Source organism: Brotocaccenecus cirricatena (assembly GCF_020687045.1).
In the GTDB taxonomy this organism is placed as follows: domain Bacteria; phylum Bacillota; class Clostridia; order Oscillospirales; family Oscillospiraceae; genus Vescimonas; species Vescimonas cirricatena.
This window is the reverse complement of sequence record NZ_JAJEPW010000103.1, coordinates 1-6,022: the sequence shown is the minus strand read 5'-3', so window position 1 is coordinate 6,022 and position 6,022 is coordinate 1. Positions and strand designations below refer to the sequence as shown.

The following is a 6,022-nucleotide window of genomic DNA, read 5'->3' as shown; positions in this document are numbered from 1 at the left end:
TTCATAGGGCTTGCACACGCTGTCAATGCCGTATTGGGTGCTCTCCATGGCCATCTCGCCCAGCACCATTTCCGGATAACCGGCAGCGGGTCTTTGAATCCGGCCAAAAGAGCAAAGGCATTATGACGAAAAATCCCTCCGCCGTTACGGCGGAGGGATTTTTGATTCAACTTGCGAGGCCCTTGCAGGAGCAATATTTTACTCGGTGACGAAGGGCAGCAGAGCGATCTGACGGGCCCGCTTGATGGCCTCGGTCAGCTGACGCTGATGCATGGCGCAGGTGCCGGTGGTTCTGCGGGGCAGAATCTTGGACCGCTCGGAAATGAAGCGGCGCAGCTTGGCGGCATCCTTGTAGTCGATGTGCTCGCACTTGTCCACGCAGAACTGGCAGACCTTCTTGCGCTTGCGGCCGGCGCCCCGGGGGGCTCTATTTTCGCGTTCCATAGCCATGGAAGAATTCCTCCTTTATAGAATTAGGTGTAACCTGGGGGTGATCAGAACGGCAGGTCGCCGTCCTCCTCGTCGATCTCGGCAAATTCGGAGCTGCCGCCCACAGGGGCGGTATAGCCGCCGGTGGGTGCGCCATAGGCCGGAGGAGCGGAGAAGCTGCCGCCGGCGGGAGCGCCGTCCCGCTTGGAGTCGCCGAAATAGACGTTGTCGGCAACCACTTCCGCACTTCTGCGGTTGTTGCCTTCGCGGTCTTTCCAGTCACGGATCTGAAGCCGGCCCTCCACCACGGCCATACGGCCCTTGGTGAAGTATTTGGCCACGAACTCGGCTGTGCTGCGCCAGGCCACCACGTCGATGAAATCGGTCTCCTTCTCGCCGCTCTGGGACTTGAAGTCCCGGTCCACGGCCAGGGAGAAGCTGGTGACGGCGGTACCGCTCTGGGTGCGGCGCAGCTCAGGGTCCCGGGTCAGACGACCCATGATGAAAATCTTGTTGAGCATAAAACTGCCTCCCTTACTCGCCCTTGCAGACGATCATGGAACGCATGATGCCCTCGGTAATGCCCAGGATACGATCCAGTTCCTTGGGGAATTCCGGGCCGCTGGTGAAGCTCATCAGCACATAGTAGCCTTCGGTCTTGTAGTCGATGGCGTAAGCAAGACGGCGCTTGCCCCACTCGTCCACGACCACGTCGGAGCCGTTCTGCTCGGCCAGGGTCTGGAACTTTGCCACGGTAGCGGCAATAGCCTCCTCACTCTGTGCCGGGTCAATGATGTAAACGACCTCGTAGTTGGCGGAAATCTTAGCCATACTTTTGCACCTCCTTTTGGACTTATGGCCCTCACTTCCTGTGAGAGCAAGGATATGTCCGCATAAGCAGACTCATATATTATACCGGTTTTCCCGGGAAAGTCAAGGGCTTTCCGCCGGATTTCCGACTTTTTTACCGGAGATTCAGGGCGGCCTTCAGCTGGTCCACCCGGTCGGTGCGCTCCCAGGTGACGCCCAGGTCCTCCCGGCCCATGTGGCCGTAGGCCGCCAGCTGGCGATAGATGGGACGGCGCAGGTCCAGGTCCCGGATGATGGCGGTGGGCCGCAGGTCAAACACCTGCTCCACGGCCTGCTCCAGAGCCTCGTCGGACACCACGCCGGTGCCGAAGGTCTCCACCAGGACGCTGACAGGACGGGCCACGCCGATGGCATAGGCCAGCTGCACCTGGCAGCGGTGGGCAAGCCCTGCGGCCACCACGTTCTTGGCCACCCAACGGGCGGCATAGGCGGCGGAACGGTCCACCTTGGTGGGGTCCTTGCCGGAGAAGGCGCCGCCGCCGTGGGGGGCGCTGCCGCCGTAGGTATCCACGATGATCTTGCGGCCGGTGAGGCCGCTGTCGGCCTGGGGGCCGCCGATGACGAAGCGGCCGGTGGGGTTGACATAGAACTTGGTATTCTCGTCCAGCAGCTCCGCGGGTACGGTGGGCTTGATGACCAGCTCGATCATATCCCGGCGGATCTGGTCCAGAGTGGCCTCGGCGGCGTGCTGGGTGGAGACCACCACGGTGTCCACGCGGACGGGCTTGCCGTTCTCGTCATACTCCACGGTGACCTGGGTCTTGCCGTCGGGGCGCAGATAGTCTACCAACCCCTCCTTGCGGACCTGGGTCAGGCGCATGGCCATCTTCTGGGCCAGAGAGATGGCCAGGGGCATCAGCTCCGGAGTCTCGTCGCAGGCATAGCCGAACATCATGCCCTGGTCGCCGGCGCCGTTGTCCAGCTGCTCATCGGCGGTCTCCTTGGCCTCCAGGCTCTTGTCCACGCCCATGGCGATGTCGCCGGACTGCTCGTCGATGTTGGTGATGACGGCGCAGGTGTGGCCGTCGAAGCCGTACTTGGCCCGGTCATAGCCGATGTCCAGCACCACCTGGCGGGCGAGCTTGGGGATATCCACATAGCAGTTGGTGGTGATCTCGCCCATGATGTGGATCAGGCCCGTGGAGGCGCAGGTCTCGCAGGCCACGCGGCCATTGGGGTCCTGCTCCAGGATGGCGTCCAGAACGGCGTCGCTGATCTGGTCGCAGATTTTGTCGGGATGCCCCTCGGTGACGGATTCGGAGGTAAACAGTCTTCTTGCCATGATTTTTCGTGCTCCTTTGTGAAAAAAATTTGTGTTGTCAGAGTCCCCCCTACCGACCCGGAGCATGAAAAATGCACGCTCCGACTTTCGACGGATCGTGCTGGAAAATTGCTCCTCATCTGTCGAAGGACGAGCGCGGGACTATCACTTCCGCACTCAGCATACGTCGGATTTGGCACCTTGCCTTGCAGGTTGCCGTGGTTTCATCGGGCCGATCCCTCAACCACTCTTGATAAGGTATGAACTTGTAGGGGTCACTCTGCAATTTCTAATATTAGCAGAAGTGATACGCTTTGTCAATAGGGAAAAATTTGCAGGGCGCTGCGAATGGGAGGACGCAGCGCCCTGCGGGAGAAAAGAGAGGGTAAATCACCTGCTCAGGTACCATACGGCGCCGCAGGCAGCCAGTTGGAGAAGGAAAATGGCGGGAATGCCCCAGCGGAAGTACCAGTGCCGGGTTTTGTGGTGAAACACCCGCATACCGGCCAGGGCCCCGATGCTGCCGCCCAGCAGGGGCAGCAAAAACAGCGTCCTTTCCGGCACGCGCCACCTGCCCCGCCGGGCCCGGCGCTTATCTGCGCCGTATACCCAGAAGGTGACCAGGTTCATCAGCACCAGGTACGCCGCCAGCCAGAAGGCCGGACGGGTCAGCAGCTGCGGCATTTGTTACGCCTGCTCCAGGGTCTGGAGGGCGCAGGCGGTCTTGGCAGCCAGGCGGGCGTTGTTATACACCAGCTGGATGTTGCTGTCCAGGCTGTCGCCGCCGGTGAGGTCCTTGACCCGGGCCAGCAGGAAGGGGGTGGTCTCCTTGCCGTGGATGCCCTGGGCCTTGGCGTCGGCCAGAGCCTGCTCGATGGCGGCGTCGATGACCTTGTGGTCCATGGAATACTCCTCGGGGATGGGGTTGGTGACCAGCATGCCGCCCTTCATGTCCAGCTGACGGGCCACATGGAAGGCCTTGGCCAGATCCTCGGGGGTGTCGATCTCGTAGTCCACGGCGAAGCCGGACTTGCGGGTATAGAAGGCGGGCAGTTCCTTGGTGCCGTAGCCGATGACGGGCACACCCTTGGTCTCCAGGTACTCCAGGGTCAGGCCCAGGTCCAGGATGGACTTGGCACCGGCGCAGACCACCATCACAGGCGTCTGGGCCAGCTCCTCCAGGTCGGCGGAGATGTCCATGGTGGTCTCGGCGCCCCGGTGCACGCCGCCGATGCCGCCGGTGGCGAAGATGCGGATACCGGCCATGTGGGCGATCATCATGGTGGTGGTAACGGTGGTGGCGCCATCGCGGCCCTCAGCCACCAGAATGGGCAGATCGCGGCGGCTGGCCTTGGTGACGGCGTGGCCGCTCTTGCCCAGATAGTCAATCTCCTGGGGGGTCAGACCAGCCTTCAGGCGGCCGCCGATGATGGCGATAGTGGCGGGCACGGCGCCGTTTTCGCGGATGATCTTCTCCACGTTCAGAGCGGTCTCCACATTCTGGGGATAGGGCATACCATGGGAAATGATGGTGCTCTCCAGAGCCACCACGGGACGGCCCTCTGCCACAGCCTGCTGCACCTCGGGCGCTACATCCAGATAACGATTCATAAGTCATTTACCTCCTGTTGAGAATTGTTTCAATGTTATCCCAGCTCATGGCCGGGTTGATGGTGGTTTCAGCCTCGCAGGCCAGAGCGCCTGCGCCCACGGCCCAGCGGGCGGTTTCGGCCAGGGAGTCGCCCCGGACCATCCGGGCGGCCAGAGCCGCCGCCACGGCATCGCCGCCGCCGGTGGCATTGGCCACGGTGCACCGGGCGCAGGGGACCCATGCGGTGTCCCCGGACCGGTCGGCGGCATAGATGCCCTCCGCTCCCAGGGAGATGAACACCGTCCCCAGGCCGGTGTCCAGCAGCTTCCGGGCCGCCTGGGCCGCATCCTCCCGGGTGCAGATGGACATGCCGGACAGCAGCTCCGCCTCCAGGCGGTTGGGCTTCAGGGCGGCCAACTTCCCCAGCACCGGCCGGAGCTTTTCGGCCTTGATGGTGGACACGGGGTCCGCCAGAATGGGGGCCTTGCAGTTGTCGCACAGCCAGCGGATGCTGTCCTCCGGCAGGTTGGTCTCCAGCACCACCAGGTCCGCCCCGTTGATGAAATCCAGCCGCTGCCGCAGGAAATCCGGGGTCATGCGGTCATAGATGTCCATGTCGTTGACGGCCAGGGCCATATCCCCGTCGGGGCCGCAGATATACAGATAGGTGCCGGTACGGCAGTCCGGCAGCACGGCCCCGGCGCTCAGGTCCAGGCCGATGTCCTTGGCATTCTCCTGGACCCGGCGGCCGAAGTCGTCGTCGCCCATCACCGTCACCATGGCGGTGCGCTGGCCCAGAAGGCACAGGTTGTGGGCGATATTGCGGCCCACGCCGCCCAGGGACGTGGTCACATGGCCGGGATTGGAGTCCCGGGCCACCAGAGCCCCGGCGGATACCGCGCCGATGTCCATGTTTACGCCGCCCACCACCGCCACATACGGGTCGGTGCGGACGATGTAGCCCTTGCCGGTGATGCAGCCCTTTTTCATGAGGTTGGATATGTGCACCGCCACGCTGGAGCGGGTGATGCCGGCCTTGTCCGCCAGCTCCTGCTGCGAGATCATGGGGTTTTCCCGGATCCACTCCAGCAGCTGGCGCTCTCGCTGGGTCACGGGCTCACCTCCTAAGCAAAAGTTTGTTTTCTAATCTGATGCTTATTATATACAGTTTCCCCTCCCCTGTCAACCCCCCGGCGCAGTTTTTTTCGTCGGCGGCAGTGTAGGCGTGGGAATTGTCGGTTCTCTCTTGGCAAGGGGCGTGATTTGTGGTATACTGATGGGACAAATCAACAAAAATGAGGGAGAAAAACCATGGCAATCAAGCGGAAATTCCCGGCCAGGACGGCGACGGTCCATTGCAGCGGCGGCTGCCGGGCCAAGCGGGATGAAAACGGCGGCCTGCTCTGCGCCTATGGCTGCGTGGCCTGCGGGGCCTGCGTGGAGGCCTGCCGGTTCGGCGCTGTGCAGATCAATGATCTGGGCTGCGCCGAGGTGGACGAGGAGAAGTGCATCGGCTGCGGGGCCTGCGCCCGGAAGTGTCCCCGGGGGCTCATCGACCTGCGGCGGACAGAGGACCGCATAGCGGTGCTGTGCTCCAACCGGGACAAGGGCTTCGACCCGGCCACCAAAACCGGGGCCCGGACCGTGTGCGATGTCAGCTGCATCGGCTGCGGCCTGTGCGTGAAGAAGTGTCCCGCCGACGCCATCCATGTGGTGGAGTTCCGGGCGGTCATCGACTATGAGCGGTGCCTGAGCTGCGGCGCCTGCGGCGACGTGTGTCCCCGTCATGCCATCCGGGACCGCTTCGGCATCATCACGGAGAAGCGCTGAGAACCATATTGCATTAAAACCGGTGCCGGGCATCACGCCCG

Annotated in this window: 8 protein-coding genes and 1 riboswitch; of the genes, 1 reads left to right on the top strand and 7 read right to left on the bottom strand. The window is 62.9% G+C overall.

Features of this window, described 5'->3' with window-relative positions:
- Window positions 1-198 precede the first annotated feature (198 nt).
- From rpsR to LKD37_RS16630, 7 genes are all read right to left on the bottom strand, one after another.
- The gene (gene rpsR, locus LKD37_RS16660; RefSeq protein ID WP_302930206.1) at window positions 199-450 is read right to left on the bottom strand and encodes a 30S ribosomal protein S18; all 252 of its coding nucleotides are present in this window, start codon (window positions 448-450) and stop codon (window positions 199-201) included.
- A gap of 44 nt (window positions 451-494) precedes the next feature.
- A complete protein-coding gene (locus LKD37_RS16655) occupies window positions 495-950 on the bottom strand; it encodes a single-stranded DNA-binding protein (RefSeq protein WP_302930205.1) in 456 nt (151 codons plus the stop codon).
- Window positions 951-963: 13 nt separating this feature from the next.
- A complete protein-coding gene (gene rpsF / locus LKD37_RS16650) occupies window positions 964-1,260 on the bottom strand; it encodes a 30S ribosomal protein S6 (protein ID WP_022177782.1) in 297 nt (98 codons plus the stop codon).
- A gap of 133 nt (window positions 1,261-1,393) precedes the next feature.
- Window positions 1,394-2,581, bottom strand: coding sequence for a methionine adenosyltransferase (metK, locus tag LKD37_RS16645; RefSeq protein WP_302930204.1), 1,188 nt, complete (start codon window positions 2,579-2,581; stop codon window positions 1,394-1,396).
- Between the two features lie 112 nt (window positions 2,582-2,693).
- A riboswitch (SAM riboswitch) is annotated at window positions 2,694-2,820 on the bottom strand.
- A 130-nt stretch (window positions 2,821-2,950) separates the two neighbouring features.
- Window positions 2,951-3,244: a DUF1294 domain-containing protein gene (locus tag LKD37_RS16640; RefSeq protein WP_302930203.1), complete on the bottom strand. Its 294-nt coding sequence runs from the start codon at window positions 3,242-3,244 to the stop codon at window positions 2,951-2,953.
- Between the two features lie 3 nt (window positions 3,245-3,247).
- Entirely contained in the window at window positions 3,248-4,171 is a 924-nt protein-coding gene (locus LKD37_RS16635; RefSeq protein WP_302930202.1) for a pseudouridine-5'-phosphate glycosidase, read from the bottom strand.
- Window positions 4,172-4,178: 7 nt separating this feature from the next.
- Entirely contained in the window at window positions 4,179-5,264 is a 1,086-nt protein-coding gene (locus tag LKD37_RS16630) for a PfkB family carbohydrate kinase (protein ID WP_302930201.1), read from the bottom strand.
- A 198-nt stretch (window positions 5,265-5,462) separates the two neighbouring features.
- Here LKD37_RS16630 and LKD37_RS16625 point away from each other — a divergent pair, with 198 nt between their 5' ends.
- The gene (locus tag LKD37_RS16625) at window positions 5,463-5,981 is read left to right on the top strand and encodes a 4Fe-4S binding protein (protein WP_302930200.1); all 519 of its coding nucleotides are present in this window, start codon (window positions 5,463-5,465) and stop codon (window positions 5,979-5,981) included.
- The last annotated feature ends 41 nt before the right edge of the window (window positions 5,982-6,022 follow it).

Coding starts and splice junctions, on each gene's coding strand:
- LKD37_RS16640 (WP_302930203.1), bottom strand. CDS start 3,244: ATGCCGCAGCTGCTGACCCGTCCGGCCTTCTGGCTGGCGGCGTACCTG.
- rpsF (WP_022177782.1), bottom strand. CDS start 1,260: ATGGCTAAGATTTCCGCCAACTACGAGGTCGTTTACATCATTGACCCG.
- metK (WP_302930204.1), bottom strand. CDS start 2,581: ATGGCAAGAAGACTGTTTACCTCCGAATCCGTCACCGAGGGGCATCCC.
- LKD37_RS16655 (WP_302930205.1), bottom strand. CDS start 950: ATGCTCAACAAGATTTTCATCATGGGTCGTCTGACCCGGGACCCTGAG.
- LKD37_RS16625 (WP_302930200.1), top strand. CDS start 5,463: ATGGCAATCAAGCGGAAATTCCCGGCCAGGACGGCGACGGTCCATTGC.
- LKD37_RS16635 (WP_302930202.1), bottom strand. CDS start 4,171: ATGAATCGTTATCTGGATGTAGCGCCCGAGGTGCAGCAGGCTGTGGCA.
- rpsR (WP_302930206.1), bottom strand. CDS start 450: ATGGCTATGGAACGCGAAAATAGAGCCCCCCGGGGCGCCGGCCGCAAG.